Source organism: Herbaspirillum sp. C7C2 (assembly GCF_022627865.1).
GTDB lineage: Bacteria > Pseudomonadota > Gammaproteobacteria > Burkholderiales > Burkholderiaceae_D > Herbaspirillum > Herbaspirillum frisingense.
The window spans coordinates 150,565-172,837 of sequence record NZ_JABXGI010000003.1; the positions used below are offsets into that span (position 1 = coordinate 150,565).

The following is a 22,273-nucleotide window of genomic DNA, read 5'->3' on the forward strand; positions in this document are numbered from 1 at the left end:
CACTCACTGCTCCCCGGCGCCCCGTGCGCAGGAGAGGTGACTTCTGCCGGCAAGCGAGGCGCCCTGTCCCGCATGGTCGGCGGGCGCCGCTTGCCAGGTGGTGCGTGATCCGGTGTTATTTGTTTCACCTATGGATCGACGTTCCACAAAATTCATCAGGCTCAAAAAAATGCCCTGTGCCTGAGCACGGGCATGGGGCCGGGCGAACGCTGCCCGGGCCTTGTTGCCTTACCGGTCCTGCTACAGGTCCAGCACCAGGCGTTGTCCCTTGCAGCCGGACACGCACACCATCATGGTCTTGCCGGAAGCGCGCTCGGCCTTGCTGAGCACGCCATCGCGATGTTCCAGTTCACCCTCCAACACCTTGGTCTCGCAGGCGCCGCAAACCCCTTCGCGGCAGCTGTGATCGACCGCAATGCCGGCATCCAGCAAGGCGTCCAGCAGCGACTTGCCAGCCGGGACGGTGACGCTGGACTTGCTGCGCGCCAGTTCGGCCACGTAGCTGCCGGTCTGGACCGCCTCTACCTTTTCGGCGGCAAAGCGTTCGATGTGGACGTTGGGCAGGCCCAGTTCTTCGCACAGGTTTTCGAAGGCATTGAGCATGGGCGTCGGCCCGCAGCAATAGAAATGCGCGTCCTTCGGATGCGCGGCGAGGAAAGCCCGCAGGTCAGGCGGCGCGCCGGCCTCGTCATCGAAGTGGCTGGACACACCCGGCTCGCCCAGCAGCTCGGCGGTGAAGGCCGCTTCCTTGCGCGAGCGGGCGCAGTAGTGCAACACCGCTTCCCGACCCTGGGCGCGCAGGTGGTGATACATGCAGGAAATCGGCGTGATACCGATGCCACCGGCGATCAGCACCGACAACGGCGCGGATTCTTCCAGCGGGAAATTGTTACGCGGTGCCGAGATGGTGAGGCTGGCACCGACCCGCAGTTGTTCATGCACGTAGCGCGAACCGCCGCGACTGCCCCGGTCGTTGAGCACACCGACCACATAGCGATGCCGCTCGGTCGGCGAGTTCGACAGCGAATAGCTGCGCACCAGGCCATTGCCCAGGTGCAGGTCGATATGCGCACCGGCCTCGAAGGCCGGCAGCTCGCCGCCCTCGGGCAGGCGCAGTTCGACGCTGACTACGCCTTGCGCTTCAAAGCGCATGGCCTGCACGCGCACGGAAATAAGAGGACTGCTCATGAATGCACCACCACCACATCAGATTGTTCAAACCGCCTCGTGTCACTTGCTGTCACTTGCTGCCACTTGCAGCCACTTGCATCAACCGCCCACTGCCTGCCGCAGGTCGACACCCAGGCGCGCAAAGGCATCGATCTCGACCGTCAGTTCCGGAAACACCAGCGCGCTCACCGCCACCAGCGTCGAGCACGGATAAGGCGTGCCGAAGAAGTCGCGCCGGGCGCGTCCCACCTCGTCCTTGTGCGCGATGTCGGTGACATAGATCACCAGCTTGGTGATGCTGCCGACGCTGCCGCCGGCGGCTTCCACCAGATCGCGGATCTTGCCCAGCACCACCAGCGTCTGCTGGTAGGTGTCCAGCGTCTGCTGGCGCGAGGCCGGATGTGCGGTCATGCCGGACATCACGATCTCGTCGCCCACCACCAGGCAGTTGGACCAGGTGGCCGTGGCCAGCTCGGGGACCTTGTCGGTCTTCACATGGCGCACGGCGACCGGGCTTGCTGCGTGGTTCATGCTGCCTTCACCGGCGCCTTGGCCGCGGCCAGTTCTTCTTCCCGCGCCAGCTGGGCCTTGGCCAGACCGCGCAGGTGACGACGCAGGCGCACGATGCCCATGTCGTGCTGGTACAGCATCTCGCGCTGGTTGGCGTCGGGCTCCATCAGCTCCAGCACCACGCGGTCCTGTTCCAGCACGTTCCAGTGGCGCGCTTCCAGGCGGTTGCGGTAGAGGAAGCGCCAGGTGTCCCGCTGCCAGCCGGACAGCTTGCGGCAGCGCCAGTGGAACACCGCCGCGATGTTGTCCACGATGGGCGTGTAGCTGCCGATGATGACGAAGCTGCCGCCCGGGCCGCCGGTCTTGGGATAGGGAATGGCCAGACGCATCCAGTGCAGGTCGGTATCGCCCCATTCGGTCCAGTCGAAGTTGACGTCGCGCTGGCCTTCCTTTTCGAAGACGAAGCCGATGTCGGTCTCGCGGATGCCGAAGCTGGCGGTGTTGTCGCCTTCGGCCATGGAGTGCGACTGCTTGTGCAGGAAGGTGCCGTGCATGGGGTCCATCACGTTGTCCAGCACGTAGCGGTAATCACCCTTCCATTCGGTGTAGCACAGGAAGTTGGAATACTCGGGGCTGGTCAGTTCTTCTGGCAGGCGCAGCGGCGGCGGGGTGTCGACGTCTTCCATGCTGTTGTAGAGGAAGATGGCGCCGGCCGCTTCGGTGACGTGGAAGCGACGCGTGGCCTTGGCCCCTTCCAGCTTGCAGCCGGGGCTGCCGGGTACGCTGGTGACCACGCCGTCGAAGCGCACCTGCACGCCGTGGTAGCCACAGGCGATGCGGTCACCCATGGGGATGCCCATGGACAGCGGTGCGCCACGGTGCGGGCAGTGGTCTTCCAAGGCATGCAGCTTGCCCGAGGGCTCGCGCCAGAACACGAACTTCTTGCCCAGGCGACGCAGCGAGACCGGCTTCTCGGCCACAAACTCGGACGGGCAGATCGGGTACCACAGGTCTTTCAGGCCGACGGCGAGGACGGCGTCGACGGGATCATTGGCGGTGGTTCTCATTTGGATACTCTCCTGTAGGCTGGCTTGGCGTCTGGACGGATCAGGCGGCCAGGCGGGCAATCTCTTCCTGGAAGTTGGCGGCGGTCCATACGCCCTGGTTGTAGGGGCAGCTCGGACCGGTACGGTTCAGGTGTGCCACCAGCGCATCCAGCTCGTGGATGCCAGCGGCATAGGCGCGCTCGATGGAGTCACCCAGCAGGTCTTCGAACTGGGTCGGCGCACGGCGACGTGCCTGGTGCGGATTGAGATAGACATCGGTAACAGTTGCAACCATCATTGGCCTCCATTTCTGACGCGCTCGCGGATACGCTCGCGCACGGGAACAAAATCGTAAGTGGGGTAGCACTCGGTACGGAACACACCCCAGGCCGAGCGCTCCAGCTCGACATTGACTTGCGGCAGCAGCGCCGGCGGCAGCTCCAGGGTGACGATCTGGCCCAGGCCCATGGCCACGGTCCAGGACACCACGCGACAGCCTTCCACCGGGAAGCGCTCCCACCAGTCCATCTGCTTCATGTGCGCCTGGATCTGCTCCAGGTTCTTCGACTGGTCATGCCTGAGCAAGATGGTCAGGAGCATGCGGTCGGAGTGGGTCTCTGCACTCATCGCTGGCTCACGCAGGGACGGCGGTGGATTCAGGCTGCGCATCCAGCGGCGTGGTCCAGGCGTCATAGCCATAGACCCAGTCGGCGTTACCGCCCTCGCGCAGCCAGTTGTTGCCACGTGAACCGATCTGGATCTTGGAGGCGCGTTCCATGCGCAACTGCGCATAGGCATGCAAGGATCCTGCCACCTGCTCCAGCGTGGTGACCTTGGCCAGGCAGCGCGCCAGCACCACCGCATCCTCGATGGCCATGCCGGCGCCCTGCGCCATGAACGGCATCATCGGGTGACAGGCATCACCCAGCAGCGCCATGTTGCCGCGCGCCCAGGCCGGCAGCGGATCGCGTTCATACAGCGCGGTCTTGAGCACTTCGTCGCAGGCGTCCAGCAAGGCCGTGGCGTCGGGGTGGAAACCGGCGTAGCTATCGCGCAGTTCCTGCACGTTGCCCGGGGTGGTCCAGGATTCCAGGTGCCAGCTTTCTTGCGCGGTGGTAGCGAAGATGAAGATGTCTTCACCGCGATTGAGCGGGAAGGTCACGATCTGGCTTTCCGGGTTCGGCCCCCACCACTTGGTGAAGGCCTGCAGGTTCGGCACGCCGGCTACGCGGGAGGCCGGCACCACGGCGCGGAAGGCCACCACGCCGGTGAAGCGCGGGCTCTCGGCACCGAACATGGCAGTGCGCACGGCGGAGTGGATGCCATCGCCACCGATGAGCACGTCCACGCGGTCCGTGCTGCCGTCGGTGAAGTGCAGATGGATGCCATCGCCCTCTTCGCTGATCTTCTCGGCGCGCTTGGCAAAGCGCACCTGCTCCAGCGGGAATACCTCGGCCAGCGCCGCCAGCAGGTCGGCACGGTGGATGGTCAGTTGCGGTGCGCCGTATTTCTGCTCGGCGGTGTCGCCCATGGCCAGGCGCGAGGTTTCCTCGCCGCTGTCCCAGGTACGGCTGATGCGGTGGGTGGGACGGGCGGCGGTACGGCGCACGGCCTCGCCGATGCCCAGTCCATCGAGTGCACGCACTGCGTTGGGGGTGAGGTTGATATCCGCGCCCACGCGCAGGAATTGCTTGGACTGTTCATACACCACCACCTCATGGCCCGCGCGCTGCAGGGCGATGGCGGCGGTCAGGCCGCCGATGCCGGCGCCCAGGATTCCGATCTTGAAGGACATCTGGATTTCCTTTCTACAAATGACGGATTGCCGTCTTACTTGCCGGCCGGCGCGCGGTCGGTCAGGAACTTGCCGCTGGGGCCTTGCGCATTCTTCTGGCGGCGGGTGTTGCCGTCGATGCCGCCATCGATGGCCCATTCGGCGAACACGGTCGGACCGGGTTCGAAGTCACGCGGCTCCCAGTGGGCATCGAGCTGGTCTTCGTCGGCGTAGTACTCGATCAGGCCGCCGGCCGGATTCTTGAAGTACCAGAAGTAGGCCGAGGAAATCGGATGACGGCCCGGACCCAGCTGGGTATCCCAGCCCTTGCGCGACATGTGCATGCCACCGCCGAAGACTTCATGGATGTCGCGCACGGTGAAGGCGACGTGGTTCAAGCCCGACCTTGCCTCCGGCGGTTGCAGCAGGAAGATGTCGTGATGCCCGCCGACATCGGCGCAGCGCAGGAAGGCGCCGCGCTCCGGGTAGCGGTCCGAGGGCACGAAGCCGAAGTTCTCGCAATAGAAGCGTTCGCAGGCCTTGACGTCCTTGACGAAGAACACCACGTGTCCCACCTCGATGGGCGTGGCACGTTCGTAGATGGGGCTGCGCTGGTTGATGCGGTTCTTTTCGTTCCAGGTGTTCATGCGTGCGCATTCGACCTCGACATCGCGCTTGACCGAGACCTGGAAGCGCACCGCCAGGCCGTTCGGATCGGTGCAACCGACGCGCTTGCCGTCATTGACGTAGCCCGGCAGACCGCTAATGCGGCCGGCGAACTTGTCCAGCACGGCGGCCGAGGACACGCCCCACACCACCTCGCGCAGGGTCGGTCCGGCTTCGATGGCCGGCGGCAGGCCGGGGTCGGCGCTGTCGCGCACGATGACGCGGCAGCCGTTCTGCGATTCGAAGACCAGTTCGGCCGCGCTTTCCTGCGCCAGCAGCATGCCCCAGTCGAGGAAGAACTGGCGGCAGGTCGGCAAGTCGTCCGCGCCGTAGATGATTTCGTCGATACCCAATACGTCCATGTGTGTCTCCAATACGTGTTCAGGGGGGCGGCGCTCTTAGCCGGCCCAGGGCAAGGGCTGTTCGTTCATGCCCCAGTACATGGCCTTCTGCTCCATGTACTGCAGGATGCCCAGCCTGCCCTTCTCGCGACCCAGGCCGCTGTCGCGCCAGCCGCCGAAGGGGGTCGAGATCGAGAATTGCTTGTAGGTGTTGATCCAGACATTGCCGGCCTGCACTGCGCGGCCGATGCGCCAGGCGCGCTTGTAGTCGCGCGTCCAGATACCGGCAGCGAGCGCATAGACGCTGTCGTTGGCTTGCCGGATCAGGTCGTCTTCGTTGTCGAAGGGCATGGCCACCAGCACCGGCCCGAAGATCTCTTCCTGGCAGATGCGCTGTTCATTGCTGACGCCTTCGATGATGGTCGGCGTGTAGTAGTAACCGCGTTCGAACTGCGCGCCCTGCGGACGCACGCCACCGGTGCGGATGCGGCCGCCATCGGTGACGCCGATGTCGACATAGCGCTCGATGCCTTCACGATGGCGGGCGGTGATCAGCGGCCCCATCTGGGTGCGCTCGTCGGCCGGATCGCCCACGCGCAGTGCAGCGGCACCGGCGGCCAGGCGCTCCATGAAACCGTCGTACAGCGAGCGCGCCACGAACAGGCGCGAGCCGGCGATGCAGGATTCACCGGAACTGCTGAAGATGCCATACAGCACACCGGCCACGGCATGGTCGAGATCGGCATCCTCGAACACCATGGTGGGCGACTTGCCGCCCAGTTCCAGCGAGACCGGCATCATCTTGTCGGCGGCGATGTGGGCAATGTGCTTGCCGGTGGTGGTACCACCGGTGAAGGAGACGCGCTTGACCAGCGGATGCAAGGTGATGGCGTCGCCGATCACCGAGCCCTTGCCCGGCAGCACACTGATCATGCCGGCCGGCACGCCGGCTTCGATGCAGATGCGCGCCAGTTCCAGCGCGGCCAGCGGGGTCACCTCGGCCGGCTTGACCACCACCGCATTGCCGGCAGCCAGGGCCGGCGCCATCTTCTGCGCCTCGCTGGCGATCGGCGAATTCCACGGCGTGATGGCGGCCACCACGCCCATGGGTTCATACACGCTCATGGTGAGGTTGTCGCCACGCATGGGCGTGAGGGTTTCTTCCAGGGTTTCACAGGCGGCCGCGAAGAACTGGAAGGTGCCGGCAGCACTGGCCACCAGATTGCGCGTCTCGCTGATGGGCTTGCCATTGTCCAGGCGCTGCATCTGCGCCAGCGCTTCACCGCGTTCGCGGATCAGCTGCGCCACGCGGTACAGGACGGCGGCACGTTCATGCGGCTTCTTCTGCGCCCAGCCGCTGGTGCGGAAGGCGTGGTCGGCACCGGCGATGGCCTCTTCCACATCGGCCACACTGGCCGCATTGAGGTAGGCCACCGGCTCACCCGTGGCCGGGTAGAGCGTGGCATAACGGTCGCCGCCACCCAGTCGCCATTGACCGGCGATGCAGATCGGCAGCGTTTCGTTCAGATTCATCATGGTCGACATGTCCTTGCGAAGCTCAGATATTCAGATACTCAACTGCTCAGATCGACAGCGCATGGGCACGATTGCCCAGGGCGCGCACGACGCTATAGACGGTCAGTGCCGAGGTCTTGGGATTGGCCGCCAGCGGCTTGCCGCGCATGGTCAGCTCAAAGCCGCCGAAGGCGCCCCGCGCTTCCACGTAGTGCACGTTCTCGCTCACACCGGGATCGGCATACAGGCGCACCCGGGTCTGGTCCAGGCCCAGGCCGGCCAGCGACAGCGTGGCGGCGACGTTGGCATTCTTGGGATACAGGCGCGCCGCTTCGCGGGCGCTGCCTTCGAAGATGACGGTCGGTTCCTTGAGCGCATCCAGATCGAAGGCGGCCTCGGCCGGCGTATCCTTCCAGGCCTGCGGCGGTTTGCGACCGGTATAGACCACCGATTCCAACCCACCGACCTTGGCCGCGGCCAGGGCGTCGATGGCACCGATGGCGCCGGAGAGCAGCTGCACCTGGGTCTTGCCGGCGCGGGCGGCGGCTTCCAGCTTGTCGACCAGGCCAGGTTCGGACAAGGCGCCGATGGACACCACCATGCAGGGGATGCCGCGCTCCAGCGCCGGGATGATGTGTTCGGCGATGGCCTGGTGACCGGCGCATTCGATCAGCAGGTCAGGACGCTCGTCCCCCAGCCGCGACACCACCCGGGCCGTCGGCGCCAGTGTGGAGACGGTGCTGCGGGCGCGCTCCATGTGCGCCTCCGGCACCACCACCATGTCGAAGGCGACCTCGGGATCACTCTTCAAGATCTCCATGACGCCCACGCCGATGGCGCCGCATCCGATCATCGATACGTGCAGCATGCTCGGCTCCTCAGGCGGTGGCCGCGGTGGCGGCAGCGGCGACCACGGCTGCTGCTGCGGCGGCGGCCATTTCCGCGCTTTCCGCGTTTTCCGTCTGATTGACCGGAGGGCCGGCGAAGGCAGTCTTGAAGCTGCCGATGGTCAGCATGTCGATCTCCAGCAGGAAGGGGCCCTTCTGCGACAGCGCCTCGTCCAGCGCCCCGGCCACCTCGGCCAGGTTGCCCACGCGCTGGTGACGCAGCTTCAGCGCCGAGGACAGTTCGGCATAATCGGGCGTGTGCAGGTCCACGTAGTGGCGACGACCGCCGTATTGCGCATCCTGGATGTTCTTGATGACGCCGTAGCCCTTGTCGTTCATCAGCACGATCACCATGTCAGCCTGTTCCTGAACGGCCGTGGCCAGCTCACCCAGGTTGAGGATGAAGCCGCCATCACCGGCCAGGGTGAAGGTCTTCTTGCCGGACTGCGTGACCGCCGCACCGATGGCCGCGCCGATACCCATGGCCAGGCCCTGGCCGATGCCGCCGCCCAGCGCATGCACGCCGGCACGCGGATCGAAGATGCGCAGGTAGCGGTTGCCCCAGGTGCTGTTGGAGACGGTGACGTCGCGTACCCAGTTGAACTCGCGGCCGGCCGCCTGCTGCAACTGTTCCACCAGGGCGCTATAGGGGCCGAGGCCATCGACCAGACCATGCACGGCGGTATCGCGTGCCTTCTGCAGGTCGGCCATGAAGCCCGGATCGACCTTCAGCGCGGCCAGGCGGTCGGCCAGGCCGGACAGTACCAGCGCCGAATCACCGCAGACGAAATAGTCGCTGGTGTAGCAGCGGCCTTCGGCAGCCGGATCGGCATCCACGCGATACAGCGGGCGCGGCAGCTTCAGTTCGTACTTCAGGGTTTCGTTACCGCGCAGGCGCGAGCCGACCACCAGCATGGCGTCGCAGCTCTGATAGAAATTCTCGACCGGCTTGTGCAGGTTGAAGGCGCCCAGCGAGCGCGGATCATCCTCGGCCACGATGCCGCGACCCTGGGTGCTGGTGACCACGCCGAAGCCCAGGTCCATCAGGCGCTTTACCTGCGCGCCAGCATGCCGCGCCCCGCCGCCCAGCCACAGCAGCGGACGCTTGGCCTTCATCAGGCGCTCGGCCAGTTCATCCAGTGCGCGCGCCGACGGCACGCTTTGCGGGATGGCCAGCGGTTGCAGGTTGCTGGGCATGGGGATCAGGGCAGCCTGGATGTCGATGGGGATTTCCACCGAGACCGGGCCCATCGGCGGGGTCAGTGCGGTCTGCACGGCCAGCTTGATGGTGCTGATGGCGGTCTCGACGCTACGGATGCGGAAGGCCGCCTTGGAGATGGCCTTGAGCATGCTCAACTGGTCCGGCGCTTCGTGGATGTAGGCCAGGCTCTGGTCCAGGTAAGGCGTCTCGATCTGACCGGTCAGGTGCAGCAGCGGCGTACCGGCGGTCAAGGCTTCCACCATGGCGCCGGCGGCATTGCCGGCGGCGGTGCCGGTGGAGGTCAGGCATACACCCAGGCCACCGGTGGTGCGGGCATAGGCGTCGGCCATGTTGGCGCCGCCAGCTTCGCCGCGGGCCGGGATGAAGCGGATCTTGCCGCGCTCGCCGAAGGCGTCGAGGATGGGCATGTTGTGGATCGAGATCACGCCGAAGGCAGCCTTCACGCCGCACTGTTCGAGGAAAGCCGCGATGGCGCAGCCGACGGTCACTTGCTGGTTGGTATTAGACATGGCGGGAAAGTCCTCCTGAAACATCGATATGGCTGCCTGTGGTGTACGAGGAAAGCGGCGTGGCGAGGAATACGATCGCCTGCGCGGCTTCCCGGGGAAGGCCGAGACGGCCGAGTTGAATCTGTTTCTTTGCGGCCAGCGCGGCGGTCCATTGGGCCCAGCTCTGGTCCTGCAGTTCGGGGCCGCGCGCGGCATAGCGGCGGCGCCATTGGCCCGACTCCACCAGGCCGATCAGGATGCCGTTCACCCGCACGCGGGCGGCTTCGCCATTGGCCAGTTCGGTGGCCAGCGAGCGCACCAGGTTGTGCACGCCGGCGCGGGCGGCGGAAGTCGCTACCATGTGCGGCTCGGGTTGCGTGGCCAGCAGCGAGTTGACGCAGACGATGGCGGCATCCCCGTGCTGCGCGCTCATGGCCTGCAGTTGCGGCAGGAAGGCGCGGGTCGGGTAGATCACGGAAAAGAATTTGAGGCGCAGCTCTTCGCTCCAGGCCTCGTCGGTGGTATCGGCGAAGGTCGAGACGCGGCCCTGGCCGGCGTTGTTGACCAGCATGGACACCGCGCCCAGGGTGTTTTCCACCGAGGCGGCGAAGGCCTGCACCTGCTCCTGCGACAGCACGTCGCAAGGGGCGCTGTACAGGCGGGCCTGCGGGTAGCGCTCGCGCAGCGCGGCTTCGGCGTCCTTCAGCCGGGCGCCATCACGGCCGCAGAAGGCCACGGCCGCGCCCGCTTCCAGCAGCAACTCCACGGTCGCCAGACCAATGCCGGAAGAGCCACCGGTGACCACGGCCACCTTGCCCTGGAGAGAAGTCATCGCCATCTCAGCCCCGCCACATGTTGACTACCTTGGCACCGCCCTGCGGGGCGTGGTCCAGCAGGCGGGACAGTTCGGCCGCCGTATCGCGCACGCGGGCCACGATGATGTCGAGCTGGCTGGCGTCGATGTGCGGCGAAGGGATCGTGGCGCCCATGGCGGCCACCACATTGCCGGAGTGATCGCGCACCGGTGCGGCGACGGTGGAGATGCTGGTTTCGAAGAAACCTTCCTGCAGCACGAAGCCACGTTCCTTGTCGGCCTGCACCATGTCGAACAGTTCGACCACGGTCTTGGGGGTGTTGCTGGAAAAGACTTCCAGGTGTTCTTCCGGATACAGGGCGCGCAGTTGCGGCAGGCTCAGGTCTTCCAGCAGCACCCGGCCCAGCACGGTGGCATGCGCCGGCAGGCGGGTACCGACGTTGACGTGGCTGGTGAAGGCGGTCTGGGTGACCGACTTGGCGACATAGACGATGGAGCGGCCATCGCGCACCACCAGGTTGCAGGAGTAGCCGATCTCGTCGCGCAGGCGGTCCAGCAGCGGGCGGCCGATCTCGGTCAGTTCCAGCGAGGCCAGGTATTCGAAGCCCAGGCGCAACACCGACATGCCCAGGCGATAATCACGCCCGCCGTCGGCACGCTCGACGAAGCCCATGCGTTCCAGCGTGGCCAGCAGGCGGAACACGGTAGAGCGCGGGATGTCCAGGCGACGCGCCAGTTCGGGCGCGGACAGGGTCTTGTCCTGGCGGCTGAATTCGCACAGCAGGCGCAGGCCGCGTTCCAGGCCGGGGACGGAATACTTGTCTTGCGACTCTTCTTCTGGCATCACTGGTTTGTTCATGATGATTTTCTGTTCTAGTTGGTTGAGGTGAGTTGCGCGCTGACCAGCGCAGCAAATTGCGACGGCTGCTCGATATAGCAGGCATGACCGGCCGCGTCCACCAGCTTGAAGGGAAGTTCGAACTGCCTGGCCAGCCCTTCACTGGCCTGTGGGGTGGTGACGATGTCCTCGGCTCCGCATGCCACCGACAACCCCCGTCGTGGTGCAGCCTGCAGGTAAGGCGCGATATCGTCACCGCACAACAATTGCACGGCCTGGGTGTAGCCCGAGGCGTCCAGCCACTGCATGTTCCAGCGCACCCAGGCGTGGTCCTGCGCGCTGGCGTGGGCCGACAGCAGGCGCGTCGGTTTCTGCGCCATGCCGGCGATGCCCAGGGTGCGCAAGGCGCCCAGCCGCTCTTCCCGCACCTGGTGCGCGCGCTCCTGCTTGCCGGCGGCGCCGTAGCCCAGCGCCGGATCGGCCAGCAGCGTGCGGCGGGCGCGGCCATCGCCGTGGGCCAGGTAGGCTGCGGCCATCAACGCGCCCAGCGAATGGCCGACCAGCACGCACTGCTCAACCTCCAGCGCCTGCAGCATGTCCTGCAGACGCCGTGCATAATCGACCGCCTTGGGCTGGCTCATCGTCAGCGGTGTGGAACGGCCGTAACCGGGCGCATTCCAGGCGATCACGCGGGCCTGCGACTCCAGCTTGAGCGCGCACTGCAACCACGAGGCCGCGCCCGAGCTGATGCCATGCAACAGCACCACCACCGGACCGCTGCCGCAGCTGCGATAGCTGACACGGCCGCCCGGCACCTCGACGCTGCCCTCGGCGAAGCGGCCTTCCAGCAGGGCCAGCGGTTCGCGCAGGGCGTCGTCGCAGCTGACTGCGGTGGCGGAGGCGATGGAGGTGTGAGGATGCATGGTGTGGTGCTCTGCAATCAGCGCTTGACCGAGGTCAGCGGATGATCCGGCGGATAGGTCGGAGTGATGGGCTTCTTGGCGCCCAGCATCACGCACATCAGCGCGTCTTCGTCACCGATGTTGATCTCTTCGCGATACACGCCCGGCGGCACCGAGACCACGTCACGGTCGGTGAGGATGGTCTCGAAACGCTCGCCATCCTTTTCCAGCACCAGCTTGAGCTTGCCGCGCAGGACGAAGAACACTTCTTCCACGTCCACGTGCAGGTGCGACGGGCCTTCGTGGCCGGCCGGGATGATCATGGTCGAGAAGGTGAAATGCTCGGAGGGAATGACGTTGGCGTCATGCGCCACGCCGGTGCCGCCGGTGCCGATGTAGCGCATCTGGGCGCGACGGTACTTGGGGTCGTAGTCGGCCTGGAACTTCAGTGCGTTCCAGTCGTACTTGCGGGTGGACAGGCGCGCCACGCGCGATTCCATCCAGTCGGCGAAGCTGGCGCCGGCGGGGCGATCCCAGCTGCGGCCCATGTTCTCCTGTTCGGACATATCGGTCATGCTTTTCTCCTTGAAGGGGTCCGGAGTGATCCGGGTTGATCTGGCAAGAAATACGTTTTCAATGCATCACGAAGCCACCGTTGACCGCCATCACCTGACCGGTGAAGAAGCGCGCCATCTCCGACAGCGCGAACACCACCGCGCCGCAGACATCCTCGGGCAACTGGTCGCGCCGGATGGCACGGCCGTCCAGGTAGTGCTGGTGCCGCGCCTGCGGTACGTACTGCGTGGCTTCCACCAGCGTCAGGCCCGGTGCCACCGCATTGACGGTGATGTTGTCGGCGCCCAGCTCGCGTGCCAGCGAACGGGTCATACCGATCACCGCACTCTTGCTGGCCACGTAGGCCAGCAGATTGGGAGCGCCCCACAACGGGGTATCGGACGACAGGTTCACCACCGCGCCGCGCCCCGAGGCACGCAGCGCCGGCAGGCAGGCATTGGTCATCAGCCAGGTGCCGCGCACGTTGACATCCATGACGCGGTCCCACATGTCCACTTCCAGCTGCTCGCTGCTCTTGCCGCCGGAGTTGGTGATGGCGGCGTTGTTGACCAGGCCGTCGAGTCCGCCCAGCCATTGCGTGGCGGCGGCCGCGCAGGCCTTCACCGAGGCCGGATCGGCCAGGTCCAGTGCAAAGCCCTCGACCTGCAGGCCGCGTTGTTTCAGGGCGGCCACCGAGGCCGCCAGTTCTTCCTGCAGGATGTCGGCCATGGCCACCGTGGCCCCGGCGGCGGCGATGGCGTCCACGAACGCCAGGCCGAGGCCGCGTGCGGCGCCAGTGACCAGAATGCGTCGTCCCGCCAAAAGTGTCGCCGTGCTTGCTGCTGACATGTGCTTGCTCCTGTTGCGCTGGTTGAGTCTCTGGATTCAGACGGTGCTGGTATTGGCCTTGGGCAGGTAGTGCAGGACCTTGCGTTCGGCCCAGACCACCACGCCGTAGGTGACCACGCCGATCAGGGTCAGTGCGACGATGGAGACGAAGACGGCGGCGGTATTGCCCTGCCCTTCACCATCGACCAGCAGATAACCCAGGCCCTGGTTGCCACCCACCAGTTCACCCACGGTCACGCCGATCACCGACAGCGTGGAGGCGATGCGCAGGCCCGAGAACAGCGCCGGCAGCGCCGAACGGAACTCGACCAGGTGGAAGATCTGCCAGCGGCCGGCATTGAGCGTGCGCACCAGGTTGACCATGTCGGGATCGACGGTACGGATGGCCGAGAGCACGTTGATCATGATCGGGAAGAACACGATCAGCACCGCCACGATGATCTTGGGATAGATGGTGTAGCCCAGCCACATCACGAACAGGGGTGCAAAGGCCACCTTGGGCGCGATCTGCAGCGCCAGGATGTAAGGCGAGAGCATGGCCTCGGCCCGTGGCGAGAGGCCCAGCGCGACACCGACGGCCAGGCCCAGCAAGGCGCCGAAGAGGAATCCGAACACCACTTCCATGGCGGTGATGCCGAAGTGCTGCAACAGTTGCGCGTTGTTCCACATCACCACCGCTTCACGCACCACCTGCATGAAGTTGGGCAGGATGTATTCAGGCATGCCCAGCATGCCCGGGCCCCACTGCCACGCGGCGATGAACACCACCAGCAGCGCCAGGCTGCCGCACACCGTGCGGGCCTTGTCGTTCAACAGCGGACGGCGTGCCGTCGGCTTGACCGGATTGGGCGAGGACGTTGGCTCGGGACTGGACATGGTCAGGTCTTTGGCTGTGGTGGTATTCATGATTACTTGGCGACTCCGACGAACTGGTTGGTGAAGAGCTCGTTGACCGGCGTGGCCTTGGTGACGATGCCTTCGCTGACGTAGAACTTCTGCACCGCTTCCATGCGCGCCTGGTCGATCTGGCCCAGGGTCTTCTGGTTGGCATAGACGTACTTGTTGTACATCTCGAAGGTGGCCTGGATGCTGGCTTCCTTGCCCTTGTAGGTGGGCAGCGCAGCGACGTAGTCATCGGCGGCGGCCTTGGGGTCCTTCATGATGTCCTGCATGCCGCGCAGGGTGGCGCGCACCAGGCGCTTGAGCAGCTCCGGGTTCTTCTTGATGGTGTCGTCGGAGGCCAGGATGGCCTGGGCCATGCTCTTGAAGCCGCCGTTGTCCAGCAGTTCGACCTTGGCACCGGCATCGGTGGCATTGACCACCCAGTCCGGCACGCCGGCGAAGGCCTGCGACTTGCCCGAGGTATACAGCTGCCAGACACCCGATGGGCCGGCGGCCTGGATCTGCACGTCGGTCTTGGACAGGCCGGCCGTCTTCAGGCTGCCCAGGAAGGCGTAATAGGTGGTGTCGGTATAGGACATCACGGTGACGGTCTTGCCCTTGAGGTCTTTCAGGCCCTTGATGCCGTCGGCCGGATTGGCCGCCACCATGGTCACCGAACCGGCGCCCAGCACGGCGATAGCCTTGACCGGGATGCCGTTGGCGCGCACCACGATGGGGGTGTCGCCGATGGCGCCACCGATGACGGCATTGCCGGCACCGATCTGCTTGGCCACGTCCACGCCGCCCTTGGCGACGATGAAGCTGACCTTCAGGTTTTCATCGGCGTAATAGCCTTTGTGCTGGGCCAGCACCCAGGGGGCGAAGGCCGGCGAATTGGGTGGTGCAGGCAGCAGGTAGGTCACTTCTTCCGGCGCGGCGTGCGCGGCCATGGGCAGGACGGCGGCGCCAGTGGCGGCGACCAGGGCAAGTGCACTACAGGCGGATGCGAACAGGTTCTTCATGGTTTCTGGCTCTCCCTTGGGGTCTCTCTGTTGACGGGTGAAGATGCAGCGTGAAATCAGTGCAGCTCGGCGGTCTCTTTGCCCACCTTGAGCAGTTCCATCAGGCGCCCTTGCAAGGGGCCGATCTCGGGCAGCTTGCGACGCTCCAGCGGGTTGTCGCGGAACGGCAGGTCCACCACGATTTCCTCGACGATGGTGCCGGGACGCTCGCTCATGACCAGCAGACGGTCCGACAGGGCGATGGCTTCCACCAGATCGTGGGTGATGAAGAGCGCGGTCTTCTTCTTTTCGTAGAGCATCTTGGCCAGGTCCTGCTGCAGCACCATCTTGGTCTGCGCATCCAGGGCCGAGAAGGGTTCGTCCAGCAGCAGCACCTGCGGGTCCACCGCCAGCGTGCGGGCCAACGCAGCGCGCTGGCGCATGCCGCCGGAGAGCTGGTACGGGTAATGCTCTTCAAAGCCCTTGAGGTGGCACTTGGCCAGCAGCTCGTCGGCGATGCGTCGGCGCTCGGCCTCGCGCATGCCGTCGATTTCCAGGCCCAGGGTGACGTTGGCGCGGATATTGCGCCAGGGCATGAGCAGGTCCTTCTGCAGCATGAAGGCCACCTTGCGGACCGGCTTGGTCACGCGCTCGCCGCCGACGAAGACTTCGCCTTCGGTGGGCAGGTAGAGACCGGCGCCCATGTTGAGCAGGGTGCTCTTGCCACAGCCCGAGGGGCCGATGATGGAGACCACCTCGCCACTCTTGATGGACAGGTTGACGTTGGTGACAGCGGCGCGCGCTTGCGCCGTCTGGCGATCGACAAAGCTTTTGCCGACCTTGCGGAATTCGATTTCGATCATGTTGCCTCTGCTGATTGCCATAGCGCGCTGTTGCGCCCCAGCTATTCTTCCCGGCTGCCGTCTCTGCGGACGGGTGCCTCCTGCCGGGCACCGAAACGTTCCATATATGAAACAGCAATTTATATATGGGAGATATTCGCAGTCAATATAGCAGATATCTCAAAACAAAATGACTTATTTTGTTCCATATATAAACTGATGGTTTATATAAAAACCGTTTTGCTCGTTTTATGCAAACAGCGTGCCAGGCTGGAAAGCCTGATTTCTGCGCTTTCCGCGGCTGGGAACTCACCAAAGACAGGCATGCAGCGCCGCACCGGTGCGCCTTTTGCACCGTGGCGGGCCCTGTCGCGATGACGACACAGTGTGGTGCGCCGGAAATGAAAACGCCGGCCTGGAGCGGCCGGCGTATTAAGCGGGGAGAAAGATGGAGGGAAAGACAGCGGACTCAGTGCAGGCTGCGGCCCCGGTGTTCCAGCCGCGACAGCCAGCGCACCAGCGGCAGCAGCAGGATCAGGTAGAGCAGCGCCGCCAGCACGATGGGCGACGGGTTGTAGACCAGCGACTGGGCGTCGCGTGCCACCCGCAGCAATTCCGGCAGAGCCACCACGCTGGCGATGGTGGTCAGCTTGATGACCTCGATGCAGTTGCCCACCAGGTCGGGCAGCGCATTGCGCGCCGCCTGCGGCACCACCACATAGGCCAGTGCCTGCCAGCGCGACAGGCCGGTGGAGCGTGCCGCTTCCATCTGGCCGCTGGGCACGCTTTCGATGCCGGCGCGCAGCACCTCGGCGAAATAGCTGGAATTGTTGAACATGAAGCCCAGCGCCACGGCCACCAGCTTGGGCAGCTCCAGCCCCAGGAAGGGGGCGCCGAAATAGATCAGGATCAGCAGCACCAGCGGCGGGAAGGAACGGAAGAAGTCCACATACACCGCCACCGCAATGCGCACCACGCGTGAACGGCTCTGGGTGGCCAGCAAGGCCAGCAGCAGGCCCGAGAGCACGCCGATGGGAATCACCAGCAACGACAGCCAGACCGTGGTCCACAGGCCACCCAGCAGGAAGGGCAGCACCTGGCGATAGACCTCCAGGTTGAAGAAATTCTGCAGCAAGGCTTCCATGGGCGCCCTCTCCTATCGTTTCCAGCGCCAGCGGGTTTCCAGCCAGCGCGCGAACAAGACCACCGGAATGAAGATCAGCAGGTAGGCCGCGGCCCCCAGCATCAGCGGCGTGGGATTGCCGGCATTGCTGCTGGCGGCCTGGGCGGTATTGAGGATTTCCGACAGGGCCACCACCGAGCCCAGCGCAGTGTTCTTGGTGATCGAAATGACACGGTTGGTCAGCGCCGGCACGGCCATGCGCAGGGCCTGCGGCAGGATCACCGCGCCCATGGTCTGGCCCCAGGACAGGCCGGTGGAGCGCGCCGCTTCGCTCTGGCCACGCGGCAAGGCGGCGATGCCGGCCCAGATGCTTTCCTCGGCGTAGGCCGCCAGCACCAGGCTCAGTGCCAGCCAGGTGGCAGTGAAGGACGACATGGACAGGTCGATGTAGGGGAAGGCGAAGAACAGCACGATGATCAGGATCAGCGGCGGCAAGGCCCGCATGACATCGGCGAAGGCCACCACCATGAACACCAGGCCGCGCTTGCCGGTGGCGCGCAGCACCGCCAGCAACAGGCCCAGCAGCAGCCCGGCGCCGATCACGGCCAGACTCAGCAGGACGGTCACGCCCATGCCGCGCAGGATATCCGGCCAGTAGCGGGCGGCGATCTCGGCATTGAAGAAGGTAAAGAGGAATTGCTCCATGGCTCAGTGCTGTGCGGCGTAGCGGGCCACGAAGGCCTTGGTGCGGGCCTGTTGCGGATCGCCGAAGATCTGTTCGGGCGGGCCTTCCTCGACGATCACGCCACCGTCCATGAACACCACGCGATCAGCCGCTGCGCGGGCGAAGGCCATCTCGTGCGTGACCACCAGCATGGTCATGCCGGCCTCGCGCAGCTGGCGCATGACCTCCAGGACGCTACCCACCAGCTCGGGGTCGAGCGCGCTGGTGGGTTCGTCGAACAGCATCACCTTGGGCTGCAGGGCGATGCCGCGGGCAATGCCCACGCGCTGCTGCTGGCCGCCGGACAACTGGCCGGGATAGGCGGCCGCCTTTTCCAGCATGCCCACCTGCTCCAGCGCCCGTCGGGCACGGGCTTCGGCCTCGGCATGCGAGTGCTTCTGCACCTTTTTCAGGGCCAGCATCACATTGCCCAGCACGCTCAGGTGCGGGTACAGATTGAACTGCTGGAACACCATGCCGATCTGCTGGCGCACCGCGTTGAGGTCGGTGCGGGCATGCATGATGTCCACCCCATCCACCACGATCTGGCCGGCACTGGGTTCTTCCAGCCGGTTGCAGCAGCGCAGCATGGTGCTCTTGCCCGAGCCGGACGGGCCGATCACGCAGATCAGCTGGCCGGTGCGCACGCGCAGGTCGATGCCGCGCAAGACCGTATTGCCTTCATAGGACTTGTGCAGGCCGACGATTTCGAGGATGGGGGCGGCAAGGTTCATGGGTGGTTCATCCGGTGAAAAGGGCCAGGATCAGTGGCACTTGAGCGTGACCGGCGTCGGGTCGTAGCCATCCAGGCCCGGCACGCCCTGCCCCACGCCGACCTTGACCACAGTGGCGTCTGGCGCGGGGGTATAGCCGAACCACTTCTGGGCGATCTTGCCCATCGTGCCGTCCTGCTTCATGCACTTGAGCGCCATGCCGGCGGCGTCGCGGCCGGCCTTGTCGTCCAGGCGGAAGGCCAGCGCCCAGACCAGGCCGGTCTTGACGGTATAGGTGGTCTGCACGGCCGGGTTCTGCTTGGCGGCCCAGGCCGCTACGGTGCTGCCGGCCAGGTTGGCGTCGGCGCGTCCCGATTGCACTGCCTGCACGGCATCGGCGTTGTTGCCGTAGACGTCGTACTTGAAGCCATACTTGGGCGCATTGTCACGCGCCCACAGTTCATAGGCCGAGCCCTTGTTGACCGAGATGGTCTTGCCCTTGAGGTCTTCCAGGGCGGTGATGGCGGGCGCACCCTTCTTTATGACGAAGGTGTAGTCGGTATCGAGGTAGCCCTCGGTGAAGAGCATGGCCTTGGCGCGTTCGGGGGTGGCGGTCACCGGCGCCAGCACGAAGTCGTATTTCTTGGCGTTCAGGCCTGGTACCAGACCGGAGAATTCGGTGCCTTCGATCTCGATCTTGCGGCCCAGGCGGCGCGCCAGTTCTTCACCCAGGTCGATGTTGAAGCCTTGCAGGCCGCCGCCCAGCTTGACCATGGCATGCGGGGCGAAGGTGGCATCCACGCCGGTGCGCAGCGGCGCGCCCTGGGCGAATGCCCCGGCCGACAGCAGCGCGCTGGCCGACAGGGCGACCAGCAGGGAACACTTCAGGGATAACTTGGACGGCAGGGCCAGGAAGGGCAACATCGCAACACTCCTCGATTGGGTGGAAGGTGGACAGGATTCAGGTGGACAGTTCGGACGGCGCCAGCGGTTCGCCGGCACCGGTGCGTTCGACGATGAGGCGGTAGTGTTCGGGACGACGGTGCTTGGCGAAATTGAAGACGTGCTGCAGGAAGGTCTCGCCCAGGCCCAGGTCGCAGTTGGCGAAGATGACTTCGTCTTCCTCGCCCTGTGCCTGCGCCACGATCTCGCCGGAAGGCGCGACGATGGCCGAGCCGCCGATCATGTGGAAGCCGTCTTCAAACCCGCACTTGGCGGCGGCCGCCACCCACAGGCCGTTCTGGTAGGCATTGGCCTGCAGCGACAGCAGGTGGTGGAACATGCGCAGGTGCGGCGGCTCGTTCCAGTGGATGTTCCAGGACGGCGTGTTGTAGCCCAGCGTGACGATGCGCGCGCTCTGCAGGCTCATGACACGATAGGTCTCGGGCCAGCGGCGGTCGTTGCACAGGCACTGGCCGATGCGGGTGCCCAGCATGTCGGTGACGCCGAAGCCATCGTTGCCGACCTCGAAGTATTTCTTTTCCAGGTGCTGGAACGGCGCCTCGGGCTTGTGATCGCTATGGCCGGGCAGGTGGATCTTGCGATAGCGCGCCACGATCTGCGCCTTGTCATCGACCAGGATGGCGGTGTTGTAGTGATGGCCGTCGGCAGTCAGTTCGGCATAGCCGAGATAGAAGCCGATGCCCAGTTGCGCCGCCAGTTCGAACAGCGGGCGGGTCTGCGGCCCCGGCATCTCGGATTCGAAGAAACGGGCATCGACCTCGGCCTGGTCTTCCATCCAGTAACGCGGGAAGAAGGTGGTCAGCGCCAGTTCCGGGAAGACCACCATCTTCGCGCCGCGCGAGGCGGCTTCACGCATCATCTCCAGCAGGCGGCGCACCACGGTGGCTCGATCCTCGGCCAGTTGCACCGGCCCCATCTGCGCCACGGCCAGGCCGAAGCGTTTGTGATTGCTTGCGTTCATTGCTGCTCCCATGCTTTTCCCTTGAGGCCGAGCAAGCCCGGCAGATGGCTGCGCGATGGCCGTTGCGCGATGCCGGCCGGTTCCGGACACTGGCGCGCGATATAGCGGCCCGATCCGCGCTGCACTTTCAGTTCGCCCTCGCTGATCACCACCCGGCCACGGCTGGTGACCACTTCCGGCCAGCCCTTGATCTGCCGGCCTTCATAGGGGGTGTAACCGACGTTGTCGTGCAGCAGGTCGGCCGTGATGGTGGTTTCGCGTTCGGGGTTCCAGATCACCAGGTCGGCATCCAGGCCCTCGGCGATGTTGCCCTTGCAGTGCGACAGACCATACATGTGGGCGTGGTTGGTGGCAGTCAGGCGCACGAATTCGTGGATGTCGATGCGCCCGCCCAGCACGCCTTCGGAAAACAGCAGCGGCAGGCGCAGTTCGATGCCGGGCACGCCATTGGCCATTTCCTTGAAGGTGGTGTCTTCGCCACGCGGCAGCTTGCCGCTTTCGTCGAAGCGGTAAGGCGCATGGTCGGAGGAATACATGCCCAGCGTGCCATCCTTGAGTCCGGCCCAGACCGCCTCCTGGGCATTGGCGTCGCGCGGCGGCGGGCTGCAGCAATACTTGGCGCCTTCCACACCGGGCAGGTCGATATCCTCGGCGGTAAGGAACAGGTATTGCGGGCAGCTCTCGGCATAGATCTGCGCGCCCAGCAGCTTGGCATTGCGGATGGTCTGCACGGTTTCGGCGCCGGCCACGTGCACGATCAGCACCGGCACGCCGATCAGGCGCGACAGTGCAATGGCGCGGTTGCTGGCTTCGGCTTCGGCCAACGGGTCGTGCGCCACTGCGTGGAACTTGGGTGCGGTATGACCCTGGTCCAGCAGGCGCGAGGCGAGCCAGCGAATCATGTCGTGGTTCTCGGCGTGGATCATCACCAGCGCCCCTTCCCTGCCGGCCAGCGCCATCACGTCCAGCAGCTGGTAGTCGTCCAGCTTCAAGGCGTTGTAGGTCATGTAGACCTTCAGCGAGGTGATGCCGTCGCGGATGGCCTGCGGCAGGTCGTGTTGCAGCGCCTGCTCGTCAGGGTCGGCCAGGATCAGGTGGAAGCCGTAGTCGATCACCGCCTTTTCACGGGCGCGTTGCGCGTAGTCGGCGATGACGTCGGGAATGCGCTTGCCGCGATGCTGGGCGGCGAAGGGAATGATGGTGGTGGTGCCGCCGAAGGCCGCCGACACGGTGCCGGAATAGAAATCGTCGGCACACATCATGCCCATGCCGGAAAGCTGTTCGATGTGGCAGTGACTGTCGATGCCACCGGGCAGCACCCAGCGACCGGCTGCGTCGATGTCTTCGCGCCCGGGCGACAGGCCCGGTGCGATGCGCACGATCACGCCATCCTTGACGCCGATGTCGGCCACGAAGGTGTCACGGTCGGTGGAGATGCGGCCGTTGCGGATGGTGAGGTCGAAGTCCATGCTCATTGCCTTCCTTAT

Annotated in this window: 24 protein-coding genes; all 24 read right to left on the reverse strand. The window is 65.3% G+C overall.

Going from position 1 to position 22,273, the window contains the following annotated elements:
- Window positions 1–240: 240 nt before the first annotated feature.
- Window positions 241–1,188 carry a PDR/VanB family oxidoreductase gene (locus HWE04_RS06655; RefSeq protein WP_241811917.1) on the reverse strand — a complete coding sequence of 316 codons (948 nt, stop codon included), beginning with the start codon at window positions 1,186–1,188 and terminating at the stop codon, window positions 241–243.
- Window positions 1,189–1,269: 81 nt separating this feature from the next.
- On the reverse strand, window positions 1,270–1,701 hold the full coding sequence (locus HWE04_RS06660; RefSeq protein WP_006462360.1) for a RidA family protein: 432 nt from the start codon (window positions 1,699–1,701) through the stop codon (window positions 1,270–1,272).
- On the reverse strand, window positions 1,698–2,747 hold the full coding sequence (locus HWE04_RS06665; protein ID WP_006462359.1) for an aromatic ring-hydroxylating oxygenase subunit alpha: 1,050 nt from the start codon (window positions 2,745–2,747) through the stop codon (window positions 1,698–1,700). Before HWE04_RS06665 ends, HWE04_RS06660 begins: the two co-directional genes overlap by 4 nt.
- A gap of 40 nt (window positions 2,748–2,787) precedes the next feature.
- Entirely contained in the window at window positions 2,788–3,021 is a 234-nt protein-coding gene (locus tag HWE04_RS06670) for a recombinase-like helix-turn-helix domain-containing protein (protein WP_006462358.1), read from the reverse strand.
- A complete protein-coding gene (locus tag HWE04_RS06675; RefSeq protein WP_006462357.1) occupies window positions 3,021–3,353 on the reverse strand; it encodes a hypothetical protein in 333 nt (110 codons plus the stop codon). Before HWE04_RS06675 ends, HWE04_RS06670 begins: the two co-directional genes overlap by 1 nt.
- A gap of 7 nt (window positions 3,354–3,360) precedes the next feature.
- Complete coding sequence (locus HWE04_RS06680; protein WP_077237865.1) at window positions 3,361–4,521, reverse strand: FAD-dependent monooxygenase; 1,161 nt, start codon at window positions 4,519–4,521, stop codon at window positions 3,361–3,363.
- Window positions 4,522–4,556: 35 nt separating this feature from the next.
- Complete coding sequence (locus HWE04_RS06685) at window positions 4,557–5,528, reverse strand: VOC family protein (RefSeq protein WP_006462355.1); 972 nt, start codon at window positions 5,526–5,528, stop codon at window positions 4,557–4,559.
- A gap of 36 nt (window positions 5,529–5,564) precedes the next feature.
- Window positions 5,565–7,040 (reverse strand): aldehyde dehydrogenase, encoded by a 1,476-nt coding sequence (locus HWE04_RS06690; RefSeq protein ID WP_006462354.1) that lies wholly within the window; start codon window positions 7,038–7,040, stop codon window positions 5,565–5,567.
- A gap of 49 nt (window positions 7,041–7,089) precedes the next feature.
- Window positions 7,090–7,890 (reverse strand): aspartate dehydrogenase, encoded by an 801-nt coding sequence (locus HWE04_RS06695; RefSeq protein WP_006462353.1) that lies wholly within the window; start codon window positions 7,888–7,890, stop codon window positions 7,090–7,092.
- 10 nt (window positions 7,891–7,900) lie between these two features.
- On the reverse strand, window positions 7,901–9,640 hold the full coding sequence (locus tag HWE04_RS06700; protein WP_241811918.1) for a thiamine pyrophosphate-binding protein: 1,740 nt from the start codon (window positions 9,638–9,640) through the stop codon (window positions 7,901–7,903).
- Window positions 9,633–10,457 carry an SDR family oxidoreductase gene (locus HWE04_RS06705; protein WP_241811919.1) on the reverse strand — a complete coding sequence of 275 codons (825 nt, stop codon included), beginning with the start codon at window positions 10,455–10,457 and terminating at the stop codon, window positions 9,633–9,635. The genes HWE04_RS06700 and HWE04_RS06705 overlap by 8 nt, the downstream gene beginning before the upstream one ends.
- 1 nt (window position 10,458) lies before the next feature.
- A complete protein-coding gene (locus HWE04_RS06710; protein ID WP_006462350.1) occupies window positions 10,459–11,292 on the reverse strand; it encodes an IclR family transcriptional regulator in 834 nt (277 codons plus the stop codon).
- 14 nt (window positions 11,293–11,306) lie between these two features.
- A complete protein-coding gene (locus HWE04_RS06715; RefSeq protein ID WP_241811920.1) occupies window positions 11,307–12,194 on the reverse strand; it encodes an alpha/beta fold hydrolase in 888 nt (295 codons plus the stop codon).
- 17 nt (window positions 12,195–12,211) lie between these two features.
- Window positions 12,212–12,748, reverse strand: a complete 537-nt coding sequence (locus tag HWE04_RS06720) for a cupin domain-containing protein (RefSeq protein WP_039874638.1) — start codon at window positions 12,746–12,748, stop codon at window positions 12,212–12,214.
- Window positions 12,749–12,806: 58 nt separating this feature from the next.
- Complete coding sequence (locus tag HWE04_RS06725) at window positions 12,807–13,577, reverse strand: SDR family oxidoreductase (protein ID WP_039874635.1); 771 nt, start codon at window positions 13,575–13,577, stop codon at window positions 12,807–12,809.
- A 36-nt stretch (window positions 13,578–13,613) separates the two neighbouring features.
- Complete coding sequence (locus tag HWE04_RS06730; protein WP_006462346.1) at window positions 13,614–14,483, reverse strand: ABC transporter permease; 870 nt, start codon at window positions 14,481–14,483, stop codon at window positions 13,614–13,616.
- A 2-nt stretch (window positions 14,484–14,485) separates the two neighbouring features.
- Window positions 14,486–15,481 (reverse strand): ABC transporter substrate-binding protein, encoded by a 996-nt coding sequence (locus tag HWE04_RS06735; protein ID WP_006462345.1) that lies wholly within the window; start codon window positions 15,479–15,481, stop codon window positions 14,486–14,488.
- Window positions 15,482–15,537: 56 nt separating this feature from the next.
- Entirely contained in the window at window positions 15,538–16,323 is a 786-nt protein-coding gene (locus HWE04_RS06740; protein WP_006462344.1) for an ABC transporter ATP-binding protein, read from the reverse strand.
- 448 nt (window positions 16,324–16,771) lie between these two features.
- Window positions 16,772–17,446: an amino acid ABC transporter permease gene (locus HWE04_RS06745; protein ID WP_198979870.1), complete on the reverse strand. Its 675-nt coding sequence runs from the start codon at window positions 17,444–17,446 to the stop codon at window positions 16,772–16,774.
- 12 nt (window positions 17,447–17,458) lie between these two features.
- Window positions 17,459–18,130, reverse strand: a complete 672-nt coding sequence (locus tag HWE04_RS06750; RefSeq protein WP_006462342.1) for an amino acid ABC transporter permease — start codon at window positions 18,128–18,130, stop codon at window positions 17,459–17,461.
- A gap of 3 nt (window positions 18,131–18,133) precedes the next feature.
- Window positions 18,134–18,883, reverse strand: a complete 750-nt coding sequence (locus HWE04_RS06755) for an amino acid ABC transporter ATP-binding protein (protein WP_006462341.1) — start codon at window positions 18,881–18,883, stop codon at window positions 18,134–18,136.
- Between the two features lie 30 nt (window positions 18,884–18,913).
- A complete protein-coding gene (locus tag HWE04_RS06760; RefSeq protein WP_006462340.1) occupies window positions 18,914–19,786 on the reverse strand; it encodes a transporter substrate-binding domain-containing protein in 873 nt (290 codons plus the stop codon).
- 37 nt (window positions 19,787–19,823) lie between these two features.
- Window positions 19,824–20,786, reverse strand: coding sequence for an N-carbamoyl-D-amino-acid hydrolase (locus HWE04_RS06765; RefSeq protein ID WP_241811921.1), 963 nt, complete (start codon window positions 20,784–20,786; stop codon window positions 19,824–19,826).
- The gene (gene hydA / locus HWE04_RS06770) at window positions 20,783–22,255 is read right to left on the reverse strand and encodes a dihydropyrimidinase (RefSeq protein WP_241812070.1); all 1,473 of its coding nucleotides are present in this window, start codon (window positions 22,253–22,255) and stop codon (window positions 20,783–20,785) included. The genes HWE04_RS06765 and hydA overlap by 4 nt, the downstream gene beginning before the upstream one ends.
- Window positions 22,256–22,273: the final 18 nt, after the last annotated feature.